The sequence below is a fragment of the Pseudomonas sp. LBUM1674 genome (assembly GCF_059695635.1).
This window is the reverse complement of record NZ_CP166779.1, coordinates 2,790,225-2,805,888: the sequence shown is the minus strand read 5'-3', so window position 1 is coordinate 2,805,888 and position 15,664 is coordinate 2,790,225. Positions and strand designations below refer to the sequence as shown.

General features: G+C 60.3%; 18 protein-coding genes. 8 read left to right on the top strand and 10 right to left on the bottom strand.

What is annotated here, in order from left to right; all coding sequences use genetic code 11:
- Positions 1-104: 104 nt before the first annotated feature.
- The 6 genes from ACA067_RS13100 to ACA067_RS13075 all read right to left on the bottom strand — a co-directional run bounded on the left by ACA067_RS13100 (position 105) and on the right by ACA067_RS13075 (position 6,231).
- On the bottom strand, positions 105-1,139 hold the full coding sequence (locus ACA067_RS13100) for a branched-chain amino acid ABC transporter permease (RefSeq protein ID WP_497462144.1): 1,035 nt from the start codon (positions 1,137-1,139) through the stop codon (positions 105-107).
- Positions 1,139-2,002 (bottom strand): branched-chain amino acid ABC transporter permease, encoded by an 864-nt coding sequence (locus tag ACA067_RS13095; protein WP_497462143.1) that lies wholly within the window; start codon positions 2,000-2,002, stop codon positions 1,139-1,141. The genes ACA067_RS13100 and ACA067_RS13095 overlap by 1 nt, the downstream gene beginning before the upstream one ends.
- A gap of 2 nt (positions 2,003-2,004) precedes the next feature.
- Complete coding sequence (locus tag ACA067_RS13090) at positions 2,005-2,697, bottom strand: ABC transporter ATP-binding protein (protein WP_497462773.1); 693 nt, start codon at positions 2,695-2,697, stop codon at positions 2,005-2,007.
- 21 nt (positions 2,698-2,718) lie between these two features.
- Complete coding sequence (locus ACA067_RS13085) at positions 2,719-3,444, bottom strand: ABC transporter ATP-binding protein (RefSeq protein ID WP_497462142.1); 726 nt, start codon at positions 3,442-3,444, stop codon at positions 2,719-2,721.
- Positions 3,445-3,469: 25 nt separating this feature from the next.
- Complete coding sequence (locus ACA067_RS13080; protein WP_497462141.1) at positions 3,470-4,780, bottom strand: ABC transporter substrate-binding protein; 1,311 nt, start codon at positions 4,778-4,780, stop codon at positions 3,470-3,472.
- A 104-nt stretch (positions 4,781-4,884) separates the two neighbouring features.
- Positions 4,885-6,231 carry an outer membrane beta-barrel protein gene (locus ACA067_RS13075; RefSeq protein ID WP_497462140.1) on the bottom strand — a complete coding sequence of 449 codons (1,347 nt, stop codon included), beginning with the start codon at positions 6,229-6,231 and terminating at the stop codon, positions 4,885-4,887.
- A 357-nt stretch (positions 6,232-6,588) separates the two neighbouring features.
- On the opposite strand from ACA067_RS13075, the gene ACA067_RS13070 reads away from it, so the two are divergent.
- The 3 genes from ACA067_RS13070 (at position 6,589) to ACA067_RS13060 (ending at position 8,383) form a co-directional block, all read left to right on the top strand.
- Positions 6,589-7,092: a GNAT family N-acetyltransferase gene (locus ACA067_RS13070; RefSeq protein ID WP_497462139.1), complete on the top strand. Its 504-nt coding sequence runs from the start codon at positions 6,589-6,591 to the stop codon at positions 7,090-7,092.
- Between the two features lie 521 nt (positions 7,093-7,613).
- Positions 7,614-7,943: a hypothetical protein gene (locus tag ACA067_RS13065; RefSeq protein WP_497462138.1), complete on the top strand. Its 330-nt coding sequence runs from the start codon at positions 7,614-7,616 to the stop codon at positions 7,941-7,943.
- A gap of 137 nt (positions 7,944-8,080) precedes the next feature.
- Complete coding sequence (locus ACA067_RS13060; RefSeq protein ID WP_497462137.1) at positions 8,081-8,383, top strand: hypothetical protein; 303 nt, start codon at positions 8,081-8,083, stop codon at positions 8,381-8,383.
- Here the strand turns inward: ACA067_RS13060 and cynR are convergent.
- Positions 8,369-9,274, bottom strand: a complete 906-nt coding sequence (gene cynR / locus ACA067_RS13055) for a transcriptional regulator CynR (protein WP_497462136.1) — start codon at positions 9,272-9,274, stop codon at positions 8,369-8,371. The two genes, ACA067_RS13060 and cynR, sit on opposite strands and share 15 nt — an antisense overlap.
- A 123-nt stretch (positions 9,275-9,397) precedes the next feature.
- On the opposite strand from cynR, the gene cynS reads away from it, so the two are divergent.
- Both cynS and ACA067_RS13045 read left to right on the top strand, forming a co-directional pair.
- Positions 9,398-9,865, top strand: coding sequence for a cyanase (cynS, locus tag ACA067_RS13050; RefSeq protein ID WP_497462135.1), 468 nt, complete (start codon positions 9,398-9,400; stop codon positions 9,863-9,865).
- A gap of 60 nt (positions 9,866-9,925) precedes the next feature.
- Entirely contained in the window at positions 9,926-10,585 is a 660-nt protein-coding gene (locus ACA067_RS13045) for a carbonic anhydrase (RefSeq protein ID WP_497462134.1), read from the top strand.
- 73 nt (positions 10,586-10,658) lie between these two features.
- On the opposite strand, the gene ACA067_RS13040 is transcribed toward ACA067_RS13045, so the two are convergent.
- Together ACA067_RS13040 and ACA067_RS13035 are read right to left on the bottom strand one after the other, a co-directional pair.
- Positions 10,659-11,009 (bottom strand): BON domain-containing protein, encoded by a 351-nt coding sequence (locus ACA067_RS13040; protein WP_497462133.1) that lies wholly within the window; start codon positions 11,007-11,009, stop codon positions 10,659-10,661.
- 55 nt (positions 11,010-11,064) lie between these two features.
- Positions 11,065-12,567, bottom strand: coding sequence for an aldehyde dehydrogenase family protein (locus ACA067_RS13035; RefSeq protein ID WP_497462132.1), 1,503 nt, complete (start codon positions 12,565-12,567; stop codon positions 11,065-11,067).
- A gap of 370 nt (positions 12,568-12,937) precedes the next feature.
- Between ACA067_RS13035 and ACA067_RS13030 the strand changes: the two genes are divergently transcribed.
- The 3 genes from ACA067_RS13030 to ACA067_RS13020 are packed head-to-tail and all read left to right on the top strand — an operon-like array spanning position 12,938 to position 14,468.
- Positions 12,938-13,141 (top strand): HvfA family oxazolone/thioamide-modified RiPP metallophore, encoded by a 204-nt coding sequence (locus tag ACA067_RS13030; protein ID WP_497462131.1) that lies wholly within the window; start codon positions 12,938-12,940, stop codon positions 13,139-13,141.
- 57 nt (positions 13,142-13,198) lie between these two features.
- Positions 13,199-13,714: an HvfX family Cu-binding RiPP maturation protein gene (locus ACA067_RS13025; protein ID WP_497462130.1), complete on the top strand. Its 516-nt coding sequence runs from the start codon at positions 13,199-13,201 to the stop codon at positions 13,712-13,714.
- Positions 13,715-13,769: 55 nt separating this feature from the next.
- On the top strand, positions 13,770-14,468 hold the full coding sequence (locus ACA067_RS13020) for a dienelactone hydrolase family protein (protein WP_497462129.1): 699 nt from the start codon (positions 13,770-13,772) through the stop codon (positions 14,466-14,468).
- Between the two features lie 191 nt (positions 14,469-14,659).
- On the opposite strand, the gene ACA067_RS13015 is transcribed toward ACA067_RS13020, so the two are convergent.
- A complete protein-coding gene (locus ACA067_RS13015) occupies positions 14,660-15,592 on the bottom strand; it encodes a GlxA family transcriptional regulator (RefSeq protein ID WP_497462128.1) in 933 nt (310 codons plus the stop codon).
- Positions 15,593-15,664 lie beyond the last annotated feature (72 nt).

The window sequence follows — 15,664 nt, the reverse complement described above, 5'->3', positions numbered from 1 at the left end:
GCGCTGTCACTGCGCAGCGGAAGATAAGCGCAGCGCTACCCGCCAACAATTGCAATGTCAGCGACTTCTGTGTTCGTGAATTGCAAACAGTGTGAGTGGGCGCGCTACTTGTCGCTCTGCACCGACAAGCGCCGTTGCATGGGGAACACCTGCCAGCCCAGTCGCTCACTGATCAGCCCCCACACCCCTTGCGGAGCCTTGAGCATCATCACCACCGCAACCACGCCGAGGATGATCATGTACACCGCGCCGTACTGCGCCAGGCAGCCGCGCAACAGGAAATAGATCAGCGTGCCTATCAGTGGCCCCTCGAGCGTGCCGATGCCGCCGATGATGACGATGAAGATCACCACCGCCGTCCAGTCCTGCAGGTTGAACGCCGCGTCCGGGGAAATCCGCAGTTTCTGCAGGAAGATCAGCGCGCCGACCACACCCGTACAACCGGCCGCCAGTACGTACACCATCAACTTGGTGCGGAAGGTGTCGACCCCCAGGCTGCCGGACGCCGGCTCGGAGTCGCGAATCGAAGCCAACGCCAGGCCCTGTCGCGAACGCAGGACAAAGAACACCACCGCCACGGCGGCAATGGCGATGGCCAACGCGGTGAAGTAGATCAGCATCTCGCGCTCGTCCCGGTCATTGCCGATCTGCCGCACGATCGCCGCCGGCAGGCTTTGCCCGGAACCGCCGCCCAGGCTGCTCATCTGCGCCAGGCCCAGGCGAAAGACTTCGGCCACGACCCAGGTGCCAATCGCGAAGTAGGCACCGCGCAGTCGAAACACGATCAAGGCCGTGGGAATCGCCAACAACGCCACCAGCACACCCGAGAGCAAAACCGCGAACAATGGCGGCACACCGAATTGGCTGGCCAGCATGAACAACAGGTAACCGCCGAGACCGACAAACGCCTGCTGCCCCACCGAGACCATGCCGGCGTAACCGGCCAACAGGTTCCACATTTGTGCCAGGGCCAGGTAATAGGCGAATTCCACCACCAGCCGCAGGCTCGAACGATCCGCCCAGAATGGCGCACTGATCAACACCAACACACACAGGCCCAGCAATGACAGACCGACCAGGCTGCTGGTGGTCGTGCGTTGTACGCGATAGCCGAGCGCGGGATTATTCAGGGCATTCATCAGTCGACACTCCGGGGAAACAGGCCACGCGGGCGCACGACCAGGATCAGCAAGAACACAAGATGACCGGCAAGGATTTGCCAGCCAGGATCGATTTTTGCGCCCAGCGCCTGGGCGACACCGAGAATCACCCCACCGGCCAGCGTGCCCCACAGGCTGCCCAAACCGCCGATGATCACCGCTTCGAATCCGTACAACAGCCGCGCCGTCCCCACCGTGGGGTCGAAGCTGGTGCGAATTGCCAGAAACACCCCGGCAATCGACACCACGGCCATCGCCAGCGCCATGGCCAGACCGAAAATATGCGCGTTGTCGACGCCCATCAGCCGCGCGGTTTGCTGGTCATCCGAGGTGGCGCGAAACGCCCGGCCCACTGCGGTTTTGTAGAACAGCAACTGCAGACCGCCGATGATCAGCAACGCACTGCAAAACACGATCAGCGGCATAACGCCCACGCTCAGGCTGCCGAAGCCGACACTGGCGACTTCGAGGTCGCCCTGGGACAGCTTTTGGCTGTCGGCGCTGAAAAATTCCAGCAGTACGTTTTGCACGATGATCGACAGGCCAAAGGTCACCAGCAGGGGCGGCAGAATGTCCTGGCCCAGTGTTCTGTTGAGCAATAGCCGCTGTAGCAGATAGCCGAAACAGAACATCAGCGGCACCACGATCAGCAGGCTCGCCAGCGGGCTGAAGCCCAGATGATTGACTACCATCAGCGCCAGGTAAGAGGCCAGCACGATGAAGTCGCCATGGGCGATATTGACCAGGCGCATGATGCCGAACATCAACGACAGCCCCACCGCGAACATCGCGTAGAGGCCGCCCAGCAACATGCCTTGAAGCAGAGTATTGAGCCATTCCATCACTAGATCCCGAAATACGCGGCTTTGATTTGCGCTTTGTCCGCGTCCCCAGGCCGGCCAGTCAGGGACACGCGCCCTTCCTGGAAGCAATAGAAACGGTCGCAGACACTCAGCGCCTGATTGATGTCCTGCTCGACGAGAATCACCGTGGTGCCGTCAGCCTTGATCGAGGGCAGCGCCGCGTAGATGTCCTTGATCGTCGTCGGCGCCAGGCCCAGGCTGATCTCGTCGCACAACAGCAGTTGCGGGTTGGCCATCAAGCCCCGGCCAATCGCAACCATTTGCTGCTGACCGCCGGACAGTGCGGTGCCGGGGCGTTTGCGCAGTTTTTCCAGCACCGGAAACAGCTGGTAGATCCGCGCCAGCGTCCACGGACCGGGGCGCTTGCTGTAGGCGCCGATCAGCAGGTTTTCCTCGACGCTCAGCGAGGGAAACAGCTTTCTGCCTTCAGGTACCAGGGCGATCCCGCGCTCCAGCACCTGATTGGCCGCCAGGTCACCGATGCCCTGGCCCTTGAACGTGATGGCGCCGGGCTGGTTGTTGATCAGCCCGGCCAGCGAGCGCAGGAACGTCGATTTGCCCGCGCCGTTGGCGCCGATGATCGCCACGGTTTCCCCGGCCTCAAGGGTCAGGCTGATATCGAACAGCGCTTGAAAATCGCCGTAGCCGGCACAGAGTTTTTCGATGGACAACAGGTTTGAAGGGGTCGACATGTTTCAGCTCCCGATGCCCATATAGATGTCCTGGACCCGAGGGTCGGCCATGACGCTGCGCGGTTCGCCCTCGGCCAATTTGGCGCCGAAGTTGATCACCGTCAGGCGGCTGACCACCGCCAGCAAGGCATGCACGATGTGTTCGATCCAGATGATGGCGACGCCGGCCTTGTGGATGCCCTGAATGGTTTCCACCAGCGCCAGGCATTCCGGTTCGGTCAGGCCACCGGCGATTTCATCCAGCAACAACAGCCGCGGCTGGGTCGACAAGGCGCGGGCCATTTCCAGGCGCTTGCGGTCGAGCAGTGTCAGCGAACCGGCCAGCACATTGGCCTTGCGCATCAGCCCCGTCAGTTCCAAGGTCTGTGCGCACCACTGGCTGGCCTCCTTGTCGCGTAACCGCGCACCGAAGGTCGCGCCCACCAGCAAGTTCTCGAACACGGTCATTTTCACGAACGGATGCGGGATCTGATGGGAGCGGCCAATGCCTTGCTGGCACCGCTTGAACACCGGTTCGCGGGTGACGTTGCGGCCTTCGAAATGGATCGTGCCGCGGTCGGCCGCCACGCCGCCGGCGATCAGGTTGAACAGCGTGCTTTTACCCGCGCCGTTGGGTCCTATGATGCCCAGGGCTTCGCCCGGTTGCAGGGTCAGGCTCATCGCGTCCGTGACCTTCACAGAGCCGTAGCTTTTGTGCACATCGTTCATTTGCAGAAGTGGCTGTTGCATGGTGCACCCGTGTCTTTTCCAGCGATCAATAGGTAATGGCCTGCATCTCGCCACCCAACGGAATCGCCGGGGCGGTGGCATTGCTGGTCACGACCAGGTCGTATTTATTGTCGTTGCCCAGGCGCCATTGGCCGCTGACCAACGGTGTTTTGGCGACGTTCTTCACCGGTCCGTTGTTCCAGTTGATCGGCCCGACCACGGTGTTGAGGTGGGTCTTGAGCAAGGCGTCGCGGACCGCGTGCGGGTTGCCGATTTCTTCGGTGCGTTTGAGGATGTCCACCGCCAGTTCGAACAGGGCATGCACGAACCCCAGCGGTTGCGTCCACTGCTTGCCTGTGGTCTGGGTGAAACCCTGGGCCAGTTGCCCGGCGCTGGCACCGGTCAATGACGAACTGAACGGATGCGTGGGGCTCCACCAGATTTCGGTCGACAAGTTGTTGCCGGCCTTGCCCAATGCCTCGACCGCGGTGGGAAACAGCAACGCCTTGCCGACCGACACCGCTTTGGGCTTGAAGCCCTGCTGGCGAGCCTGGGTCCAGAAGGTGCTGAGGTCCGGTGGAATGACCACGCCGGTGACGATCTCGACCTCAGCCTTTTTGAACGCGGCAATCTGTGCCGAGAAGTCGTCGGTCAGGCTTTGAAAGCGACCGGGGTCGACCAGTTGGAACCCCTTTTGCGCCAACACCGGAGGAAAGCCGAGTTTCGGATCGCCCCAGGCATTGCCGTCGCCATCGTTGGGGAACAGACCGCCGACCACTTTGTTGGACGGCATGGCGCCCCACATGGAGCTGTAAGTGCCGATCACATCCTCCAGGCCCCAGAAGAAGTGATAGGTCCATTCGAACCCCTGATCCGGCTTGCCACCGCGGGTAAAGAACCACGGCTGCCACGGCGCGACCGTGGAAATGCACGGAATCTCGTTGATTTCGCATTGGTCGGAAACCGGGTTGGTGGTTTCCGGCGTCGAGGACACCAGCATCAGGTCGACCTGATCAGACAGGATCAGCTCGCTCGCCACTTCCGCCGCGCGGTTGGGGTTGGACTGGCTGTCCTTGACGATGACTTCCAGTCGATAGGCCTTGCCGCCCACGTTGATCGTGTTCTTCAACACCTGCTTGAGCGATTCGATGATGTAGTTGTCGGCCGCCGCAAAGGGTGCCAGGGGGCCGGTCTGCGGGCTGACGTAACCGAGTTTGATCACCCGCTCACTGCCCAGGGCAAAGTTGAACGGCAAACTGGCCAGCGCCACGCCACCGGCAGCCACGCTTGTGCTGCGCAGGAAAGCACGCCGTGAGAAGTCGCGGCCAAACAGGTTTTTATCGTTGTTGTCTTTCATGTAGTACTCCAATGCGGCGGCCTGCGACAACGTCCGGACGAGCAAGGTCGCAGCGTGTGGGCTGAGCCAGCACCCAGGGTCAGGGGTAAGCGAAAGAAGTCGGTTTAGAAGAAAAAGCTGACGTCGAAGGAGGCAACCAGTTGCGAGTCCTTTTGCCCATCGGCGTAGGCATCGCGACCAGGGCCGGAATGGATGTCGTAGCGCAATTCCGGTCGCAGGCGCACGTTGGGTGTCGGCGTCCAGGCCAGGTTGGTGGTGACGCCGTAGAAACTGCCCCAGGTCGGATCGGGAATCCCGGTGTGCGGGTCGATATTGGCCATCAGCACGTGCACCGGCGCATCGGTGTAGAACCATTCGGCGCGGCTGTTCCACATCAGGTTATCGCTGATTCGGTGATACAAGCTCACGTCGGTGCCGTACCAGGTGGCATCGCTTTTATTGGCAAACCCGGCGAAAGCGCCCTGCTCCTGCTTGCCGTAGTTCAACTGCAGCGCCACGCGGTTGTTCGGGTCGAGCACCTGCGACAGGGTCAGGTACGAGGCCACGCGCTTGTAATCGTCATCCTGGGTGCCGGCCGGCAATGGCGAGCCACAACTGCATTCGGCGAAACTGTCGCCGGCGCCGTTGCCGTAGATGTTTTCCCAGTCGATCCAGGTGCTGAAATCCGCCGAGCGCCAGCGCACGTTGGCAATGATATCCGGGTCATGGTTGGGATCCTGCAGGTTGTTCCAGCCCTGCACCACACCCAGTTCGAAGCCCAGCATGCTTGCCCCGGGCGCCGAGGGCAGCTTGAACGAGTACAGCGCACCGGCATGTTTGGCCGGGCCGTGCATGAAGGAATAGGTGTGCGAGTAGAAGTCACTCGGTGCGGGTGATGGCAAGGCGAAGCCGATTTCGTTTTCCAGCGGCGTGTGGAAAATCCCGATCATCAGGTCCGAACCGCCAAGCACCGGAAAGTAGAAGTCGACATACGCTTGAGCGACGGTGAATGCTTCGTCTTCGGCCTTGTTGTCGCGATTGATACTCAGGTCCTCGTCCCAGCCGTAAGTCTTGAAGAAGCGCGCATCCTTGCCGTACAACGCCGTGACGTTGAACCCCCAGTCAGCCTCTTGCGGCATGGGGCCGGGAAACGGTCCCACGCGACCGATGACATTGCTCTTGGTTTTCTTTTCCACGGCCAAAGCGAACTGGTTGAGGTTCACGCCTTCGTCGGAGGTGAAGAAGCTTTGTTTGCTGACGTCATCCGTGCCGTTGTTGTTGTAGCTCACACCCACCTGGCCCCAGCCGTAGATCTTGATGCCATGTTCACGCTCAAGGCTATCGCCGAAAACCCCGCGCACCAGCGAGCCCATCGGGTCGTCTGCCGCCCAAGCCATTGAGGGAAATAAAATGCCGGCACCCACCACGGGGGCGAACAGGGTTGCTGCACATGCCCATGCACGAATACTCATACCTGCCTTCCTTATTTTTATCAGGAGCCAACCCCCAAGGGGAAAAGTCCGAAAGCAAGGTATGACGTGAAGGTGTCTGACTTGATGGGCCCTGGCCTGGGCTCCACTCGATCCTCGGCAGATCGCAGTGTTCGGCGTATTGAAGGCTACAAGCCCGTCACTGCACCAACAATTCCATTCTCGGCGACTTCAGTGTTTGCGTATTCAGAACAATCTGGCGACGTTCAGAGGCACAGATATCTGTTCTGAAGCATTCCCTACGGTCACGCGGCACGTCATCGACAAGGCTTGAAAACAGTTTGCACAGACTGTAATGGTCTAGTGTTCCCATCGCCCACCCATCAGGAGCCAGCCCTTATGCCGTCGATAGAACTGCACGTCGCCCAGCGCGACGACCTGGATACGATTGAAAACCTGATGCAGTTCTATATGCATGACTTCAGCGAGTGGCTGCCGCTGAAACTCGGCGGACATGGCTTCTTCGACCTCCAGCCCCTACTGGATTACTGGCGCAACCCGGCGACTCGCCCATTCCTGATCAAGGTCGACGACGAGCTGGCCGGTTTCGTGACCGTGGATGACGTCGTCCATCTTCCCGGTGCCCACTACAACATCGGCTACTTTTTTCTCAGCCGGCGTTTTCGTGGCCAAGGCGTCGCGAAGTTTGTCGTTTCCGCCCTCTTGAGCCAATACCCCGGTCAGTGGCAGATTTTCCACATCGATGCGAACCAGGCGGCACGGCGGTTCTGGGCCAGGGTGATGCCCGATCTCACGGGCGGCGAGTTCACTGTGCATCAGTTGCCGGTGGGCGGTTACCCTTGTACCTTTTACCGCTTCCAGTGCGTGCAGCCAGCGTCCTGAGGGGCGCTTTTCAATTCCTCTTTCTAATTCCAAACGGCATTGTCCGACAATATGTAGTGACCAAAAATAATCACTACAAAACCGTTGACGCCTCCGATTTGCCCTTGCATGATGCAGATGTCTCCCCGATCGGGAGTACAGGCAACACGTTTGAGCAAGCTCGTCTGACCGCCGAGCTGTTTTTCCCGGATGCACGCTGCCCACAAGGCAGATTGAAGAAGCTGACCTGGCCTGAACGTCCAGTACAAGGGCGAGAAGCGCTGGCGAATCAATCCTCATGAAGCTTGTGGCCGACCCTGAAAATGTCGGCAGTGCCTGAAGATTTTCGCTGCTTCTCTTCGTTGTGACGCTATTGCGTAGCAGTTATTCAACACGACTACATGCAACAGACGCGGACCCCGTCATTTTTGTCGGTCGACCGCTGACGTCCTGGTTTCGGTGCCAGGGATCAACTAACCGATGGGCTACCTGTATTAGCGAATCAACTTTGAAAGATCACCAAATGGTCAAGGGGCTTTATTATGAATCTGAACAATCAACCCACTATTGATGAACTGGCTCGTATGTTCGCGGCACAAAAAGACAGCCATGACAGCCATATCCTGTGGATCAGCAAGTCGGGCCAGGTGCATATCGACTGCCTGTCGCCGCATGCCCATGAAACCGAGTTCGACCAGAACAACCAGAACCTGCTCGCCCGACTGAAGATGTACCGTCGCGGCCAGGGTTATGTCGGCAAGAAAGCCGCGGCTGACAAGGACTTCATCGGTAATGTCCTGCAAACGCTGAAACAGGCGTGGGCTTCGATGCAGAACCAGAACGAAGTTCGGGTGATTGACCGGTTCTACTGATTACCTGCCCAGGGTTTATTCCACAGCCATGAAAAAGGCCCCGCTCGTCTATCGAGCGGGGCCTTTTTGTTTGTCTCGTGCACAGCAAAACAAAGCTATGGTTAACCCTATGCGCTGTTGGTCCCTGGAGACTTGCGATGAAAAGTACCCTGACTGTCCTGGTGTTGCTGGTAATGACCGATGCTGCCCAGGCCAACAGCATCCCTGGCATTCCCTCATTCGATGTGGACTGTCCCGGTACAGTAGTCGTCCACGCCGATCAGGACGGCCCGGTTTTGATCAACGAGAAGGAAGCCACGACCAAAGCCATCAACGATCGTCGTTTCGAGGCCAAGGGGTCGGGCGTCACGATTTCTATCGTCCTCGCCGATGACGACTCCGTGACTGTGTCCTCCACCGGCAAGGCGCCCAACGGCGTGTGCCAGTCAGTGGATGATTGATGTCGTCGACTCATCCGCAACCGCCGCCAACACCAGCTCCATAAAGGCCACCGACGCTGCACTGTGATAATTGTTTTTGCGCCGCAGCAGCGCAGCACCTCGCCTGGGCGCCTCCCCCAGCAACGGGATTTTGCGCAAGGCACGGTCCTGGGTGGCGATGGGTTCCGGAAGGATGGTGGCGATGGCCGTATGCCGGATCACTTCCAGCAAGGTGCTCACCGAGTTGACCTCGATCACCACCTTCGGTGTGATCTGCTCCAGGGTAAAGTACTCATCGATGCGGCTGCGGGTGACGAAGTCCGTGGTCAGCAACGCAAACTCCAGCTGCGCTACCTCCCCGGCCGACAACGGGCCCTGGCTTTCGTACAGGGGATGGTCGCGTCCCACCATCACCCCCAGGGTCTCGGTAAACGCCGGGATCGGCTCGATGTCGGCATTCCTGACCTGGCTAAACGCAATGGCGATATCCAGTGAGTCATCCGCCAGCCCGGCCTCGATATCGTCCATCGACAACTCGAAAACCTGCAGATGGATGTTCGGAAAACGCGCCACATAGTCGCGCACCAGCGGCCCCACCAGGTACGCCATGAAGGTCGGCGTCATCGCCAGTCGCAACGTGCCACGGGACAAATCCTTGACGTCGTGCAGCGCACGTTTGCCCGCCTCCAGCTCCACCAATACCCGACGTGCGCATTCGATGTAGGCCTCGCCCGCGTCGGTCGGCTTGACCGTGCGCGAGGTCCGGTCGAACAGGCTCACGCCCAGGGTTTCTTCCAGTTGCCGGATCTGTTGCGACAGGGTCGGCTGGGAAACGTGCAGCGCCTCGGCGGCGCGAGTGAAGCCGCCGTGGTCGGCGACCGCCAGCAAATAGCGCAGATGACGCAACAGCATGGGCATTCCTATCTATAGGCAGTACTTATGCATCGCATTGTATATCGGTCTTGGACGCTATGGGTCAATCGGCAGAAGATGGCTCCACACCCAAACAGCCCCACCCTCGACAGGAGAAACGCCATGCAACAGTCCCACGCCTACAACGACCCCAGTCTGGCCCTGACCACATCGATCCTCGATGCCAAGGCGCGCAAAAACCTGTCCTGGCAGGGACTGGCTGACGGCACCGGCCTCGGCCTGGCCTATGTCACCGCCGCCCTGCTCGGTCAACACCCGCTGCCGCAAAGCGCCGCCAAAGTGATCGGCGACAAACTCGACCTCGACGCCGACGCAGTGGCCCGCCTGCAGATCATTCCCCTGCGCGGCAGCCTCTCGGGAATCCCGACCGATCCGACCATCTACCGCTTCCACGAAATGATCCAGATCTACGGCACCACCTTGAAAGCCCTGGTGCATGAACAATTCGGCGACGGCATCATCAGCGCGATCAACTTCAAGCTCGACATGAAGAAAGTCGAGGATCCGGAAGGCGGCTCACGCGCAGTGATTACGCTCGACGGCAAGTTCCTGCCCCTGCGTCCTTTCTAAGTGAATACCGGCCCGCACCGATGTGCGGGCTGACCCCGAGCCACACAGGTGAACATCAGTATGAAAGCGCTCATCGAAGGTTTTTTAAAGTTCCAGAACGAGGTCTTTCCGCAACGGACCGACCTGTTCAAACACCTGGCCACCACCCAGCATCCCGGCACATTGTTCATCACCTGTTCCGACAGCCGTGTCGTGCCGGAACTGCTGACCCAACAAGAGCCCGGTGAACTGTTCGTGATCCGCAACGCCGGCAATATCGTGCCCTCCTATAGCCCGCACCCAGGCGGTGTATCGGCCACGGTCGAATATGCGGTCGCGGTGCTGGGCGTCACTGACATCGTGATCTGCGGCCACTCCGATTGCGGTGCCATGACCGCCGTTGCCACGTGCACCTGCATGGATCACCTGCCGGCCGTCAGCGGCTGGTTGCAACACGCCGAGTCGGCAAAAGTCATCAACGAATCCCGCTCTCACGCCAATGGCGCGGCGAAAGTGAGTTCAATGGTGCGGGAAAATGTCATTGCCCAACTGGCCAATATCCAGACGCATCCAAGCGTACGGCTGGCCCAGGAAAAAGGCCTGCTGAACCTGCATGGCTGGGTCTACGACATCGAAACCGGTTCGATCGATGCCCTGGATGGCAGCAGCCGCACGTTCGTGTCGCTGGCCGAGCATCCGACCCTTTGTGCGGTTTATGGCAAAGCGGCTGACGTGGCTTGAACCCATGCGGTCCGGGAAACGAACACTGCAGCGCCCCGGCTCAGGGGAGCGCTGCACTAGGCCATCGCGGCGATCATTTGTCGTCCAACTTCCTTGATGAAGGTGGCCGATACTCGGTGCTCTCTTCGGCGTCGGGCGCGCCTGGAACACTTCCCGGTGTGAACACGTGCGTCTCCAAGCCGCTGGCATCGATGTCGACGACACCATTGATCGAACGGGCCAGAGCAACAGCCTGCTCGCACTCTCTATGGGTGTCGACGCGGCCACTCAACAGCACCGTGCCCGCCAGGGTCTTGACATGGATATGCAGGCCCAGGCCTGGTTTGGCCATCGCCAGCGCCGATTTCACCCGGGTGGTAATCCACGCGTCGTGCGCGACCATTTCCAGGTTATGAGAGTAATGCTCAAAGGAATGACGTTTCATGGTGCAACCCTCCGTCACACAAACATACCTTCAGTATAGTGCGCCCGTTGCCGACTCAGCGTTTGACCGACAGATCGGTCTGCGTCATGCGACTGCGAATGGTGAATACCCCATCACCGGAGAGAATGGCGCTGCGAGCGAACAGACGACCGCTCTCCCAGTTTGAAAGTCCCAGTTCCGGCTTGTTCAGCGCGTATTGCCCGTCGACCCAGCGGGTAATGCCATTGCCGACAAAAGGCGCGTTGACCGCGTTGTAGAAGCGCTCCTGAGCCTGGGCATCGTCACTGATCAACGACACGGTGAACTGCGGGCTGTAGCGATTGAACAAGACGATGGACTGGTCCAGGTCCTCGACGATCTTCAGGCTGACTTCCGGGGTTTCTTCCCATTCCCACTCGCGGCCCAACTGATCTTCGGGCAGCGGTTCGGCCAAGGGTTCGGATTGATAACCTTCGGCGCGATGCACCTCGACACTCGCGGTCAGCCAATCGCTCGGCAAGTACACCTCGCTACCTTCGACGATGTGCAACTTGCAACCCTGGCCCCGCGCAACGCCGGCCTGTTGCAGCGCCTCGAGAAACAGCGGCACCAGCTCAACGGCACGGTCGCGGTGGATCAGGCACACGTTCAGGGTGTTGCAGACTTTGCGGTCCAGGGAATTGCGCACCACGGCGGCAAAGCGCCCCGCATCGGCGTCGTTGTTCGCGATCAACCAGGCGCCGCCGGTGCCATGAAGACTGACAGCCGTGCCAGCCTGTTGCGCGATGCTGCCCAACTGGCTGACAGCCCGGCCCGAACCACGGGCCACGGCCAGCGACAGGCGTCGATCGGCGAACATCGCCCAACCGGCGGCGTGATTGACGCTTTCAACCAGCGACACTGCGCCGCTCGGCAACCCGGCGTCGGCCAGTGCCGGATTCAGCGCGTGGGCAACGATCGCCTGGGCGGTGCCCAACGCATCGCTGCCAATGCGCAGTACCGCGGTGTTGCCCGTGCGCAGCACGCCCGCCGCGTCGGCGAAGACGTTTGGCCGGCCCTCGAAGACAAAGGCGACGATGCCCAGGGGCGACACCACTTGCTCGACTTTCCAGCCGTCATGCTCGACGCAACTGATCACTTTGCCCCGGGTGGCCGACGCATCGCGCCAGGCCCTGAGGCCGGCGATCATGTCGCGGCGCATGCGCTCATCGGCCAGCAGGCGCGTGGTGGAACGCCCGCGCGCCTTGGCCCGTTCGATGTCTGCCAGGTTGGCGGCTTCGATCAAGGCCCAGCAATCCGGGGTTTCCAGGCGTTGGGCGAACAGATCGAAGAACGCGCTGATCGCCTGATCCGATACCGCGGACATCGCCTTGAATGCCGCTTGCGCCCGTTCGATCGCGACAGTCGCCGCTTGCTGGTCCGCCACCGGAATCAGCAACAATTCACCGCTGAGCTGCTCCACCAGCAAGTGGTCACCGGGCTGGAAGCGCGCTGCCAGTTCGGGGCTGACCACCGTGACACGGTTACCGGCGAAAGGGATCGGGGTGCCAGCGACTAGACGTTCGAGCGCAAGAGACATGAGGCGGTTTCACCATGCGATGGGCGGCCGGAAAATGTATAGCAAAATTCGCGGAGCGTCATCAGCGATGCCTTAAACCCTGATCCCCCTGTGGGAGCGAGACCGGCTTGCCGGCGAATGCGGACAGACAATCGACATTTATGTTGTCTGACACACCGCTTTCGCGAGCAGGCTCGCTCCCACATTTTTTGTGTTGTATTGCCTGTGTATCAGTATGTGTATAGCCCCCTTCCCGACACACCCCGCCGCTATAACCCGACACCAAAGACACACCGCAGATACACCCGCTTGATGAAATGCGCCTGTCGATCGGCCAAGCCGGTCAAGGCGCTCAATTCACTCAATTCACTCAATGCTACGGAGTATCACCATGTTCAAGCTCTCGACTTCTTCCCTGACCCTCGGCCTGATCATCGCCGGTGGCCTGGCCCTGTCCAATGTGGCATCGGCCTCCGAGTCGGAAACATTCAGCATGAAGCAACTGGCCCATGGCTATAGCCAGGCCCAGGCCGACACCGCGGAAAAACCGGCAGAAGGCAAATGTGGCGAAGGCAAGTGCGGCGCCGGTGAGTAGCCCCTGGCGTGGGGCATGCCGTTGCCCCACATCCCTGACTGAACGGAGATCTCGTCCATGACCACCTCACTCTCTTCGGCCGTCAAAGGCCTGCACCTGAACCTCGACCGTACCGGTACCTGGATCGCGCCCCTGACCCTGCGGGTGTTCCTCGCCTGGGAGTTCTTCGAATCAGGCCTGGAAAAATTCAATGGGCAGAACTGGTTCGCCGATATCCAGGACCGCTTTCCGTTTCCGTTCAACCACGTGTCGGCCACGTTGAACTGGGAACTGTCGATGTGGGCCGAACTGATTTGCGCACTCGCCCTGTTGATCGGCCTGGGGACGCGGGTTTCGGCCTTCATTCTGATCGTGGTGACCCTCGTTGCGACCGCCGCCGTTCACTGGCCGGCCGATTGGTCTACATTGAGTGAGCTTGCCCAGGGTTACGCCATCAGTAACAAGGGGCACGGCAACTTCAAGCTGCCGCTGATCTACCTGGTGGCCTTTATGCCGCTGTTGCTCTCTGGCGCCGGCAAGCTCAGTGTCGACGCGCTGCTGGCTCGATTCTTCTGGCGTCACAACCCTCGTTGAAATGTTACCGTGACAAGCTTCACTTCCCACTTCACTTGTGTAGACAGGAGCCATCATGAGCGTGACCACCCAATGGATCGAGATTGACAGCGCCGACGGTAAATTCGGCGCTTACCTGGCCATCCCCCATACCCGCAAGGGCCCGGGGATCGTGCTGATCCAGGAGATCTTCGGCGTGAATGAACACATTCGCTCGGTCGCCGAGCAATACGCTGCCGACGGCTACCTGGTCATCGCACCGGACCTGTTCTGGCGCAGCGGCCAGCGCATTGAACTGACCTACGACGAAGCCGGCTGGAAACGCGCCGTCGAGTTGATGAACGCCACCGACGTCGGCCAGGCGCAGAAAGACATCGAACTGGCCATCGACGCATTGAAAGCCCAGCCGGGCCTGGACGGCGGGATCGCCTCCATCGGCTACTGCTTTGGCGGCCTGCTGTCCTACCACACGGCTGCCAATGGGCTGGTGGACGTGGCCGTTGCTTATTATGGCGGCGGGATCCAGAACCAACTGGAACGCGCCGATGACATCGAAGTGCCGCTGCTGATGCATTTCGGTGAAGAGGACAGCCACATTCCGCTGGACGCCGTGGAGAAAATTGCCAAGCGTTTCGAGAACAACGACAACGTGGAAATTGTCGTGTATCCAGAGGCCGAACATGGCTTCAACTGCTCGCATCGGGACAGCTACAACCAGCGGGCAGCGGCTGAGGCACATGGCAATACGCTGATCTTTTTGGGTCAGGAGCTGTAAGACCGACACAAAACCCTGTAGGAGCTGGCTTGTCGGATCGCCGCACCGCAGCGAAGGCGGACTGACATTCGGCATCGATGTCGACTGACACGCCGCCTTCGCTGCGGTGCGGCGATCCGACACGCCAGCTCCTACAGCGAAGGCGATTTCGAGGACACCATCGCCGGCAAGCGGTGTTTCTACAAGTGTGATCAGCCGCGGTTGGCCCGCTGAATCACCTGCGGCGGTTGCCCGAAAGCCCGGATAAACGCCCGACGCATCCGCTCCCGATCGCCAAACCCGGTATCGGTCGCCACCACGTCGATAGGGTGCCGACCGGTTTCCATCATCAGGCGCGCCGCTTCCACCCGCAGGTTTTCGATGGCCTTGGCCGGCGATTGCCCGGTTTCGGCATGAAACACCCGACTGAACTGCCGAGGGCTGAGATTGGCCGCACTGGCCAGTTTCTCGACCGATAACGCAGACTTCAGGTTCTGCTTGGCGTAGGTCAACGCAGCCTGGATGCGATCAGTCTTGGGCTCCAGTTCCAGCATCACCGAAAACTGCGACTGCCCGCCCGCCCGTCGGTGGTACACCACCAGTTGCCGCGCCACCCGCCGGGCGACTTCCGCGCCCAGATCCTTTTCCACCAGGGCCAGCGCCAGATCGACACAGGCGCTCATCCCCGCGGCAGTCCAGATATTACCGTCGTTGATGAAAATCCGGTCTTCCTCGACCTTTACCTTGGGGTACGCCTTCTGCAGCGCCGGGGCATGACACCAGTGCGTAGTCGCGCGCCGGCCATCGAGCAAACCCGCCTCGGCCAGCGCGATCGCACCGGTGCAGATCGACCCCAGACGCCGGGTGGTCCGGCTGGCACTGCGCAAAAATTCCACCATGCCGGATGAAACCGGACGGATCAGGTTATCGCCCATCACCAGCAGCGTATCGAACGGACGCTGGTCGAACGCCGTGGTCTCCACGCCAAACCCGGCGGAGGTCTGCACCGTGCCGCCGTGCTCGGACAGCAAGGCAATGCTATACACCGCCTCGTCCGTGGCCTTGTTGGCCAACTCGAAGGTCGCGCACATGGCCAGGCCAAGCACCTGGAAACCAGGGTAAACAATGAGTCCGATGTGAAGCATGGAGGCTGTCTCCCTTGACCTTAAAGGTGGCATGACCTGTTTCCAGGCCACCCGTTTGCACTGTACGCGCTA